Raw genomic sequence first — 804 nt, 5'->3', positions numbered from 1 at the left:
CATCTTTTCCATCTTTACCGTCAGCACCATCTTTACCACTGTAGATAATTCCGCGATCTAATTCTACTTTTGTTTCTTTGTCACGGAAGATAAGCTCTTGTCCGATCACTTTACCATTCGAATCTAGGACTGGACGTACTTCCACATCGACAGATTGACCATCTTTTCCATCTTTACCGTCAGCACCATCTTTTCCATCTCTGCCATGGTAAATTGTAGTTTCATCTAGAACTTTTCCTGATTCATCAGTAAAGATTAATCTCTCTCCAATTACATTACCGTCTTTATCTTTAACTTCTTTAGTTTCAACATTTGGTGTCTGACCGTCTTTACCGTCTCTAACAAAGATTTCTTCTGTTTCACCAGTCTCAGGGTTAGTAATAATGATTGTATACCCTGGGTTTTCTGGGTCTTCACTTGGTAAAACTTCGATATTCGGAGTCTGTCCGCCTTCACCGTCTTTACCATCACGGACTGTATTACGGCTAACTTCGTTGCCTTCTGGATCTACAACAATAATGTCATACGTTCCGTCTTCATTGGCTTCAACACGGATTGTGTTGCCGTCTTGACCGTCTTTTCCGTCTTTACCGTCTTGGCCGTCTTTGCCATCTTTACCGTCTTTTCCGTCTTTTCCGTCTTTACCGTCTTGGCCGTCTTTGCCGTCCTTGCCATCTTTACCGTCTTGGCCGTCTTTACCGTCTTGGCCGTCCTTGCCATCTTTACCGTCTTTGCCGTCTTTACCGTCTTTGCCGTCTTTACCGTCTTTACCGTCTTTACCGTCTTGGCCGTCTTTGCCATCTT

1 pseudogene is annotated in these 804 nt (G+C 43.7%); it reads right to left on the bottom strand.

The features are described from left to right. Positions 1 to 804 (bottom strand): annotated as a pseudogene (locus HMPREF3177_RS08590) (hypothetical protein); the annotation flags it as partial.

The organism is Nosocomiicoccus sp. HMSC09A07, assembly GCF_001808485.1.
In the GTDB taxonomy this organism is placed as follows: Bacteria; Bacillota; Bacilli; order Staphylococcales; family Salinicoccaceae; genus Nosocomiicoccus; species Nosocomiicoccus ampullae_A.
Note: the sequence above shows the minus strand (reverse complement) of the source record. Positions and strands in the feature narration are given on the sequence as shown.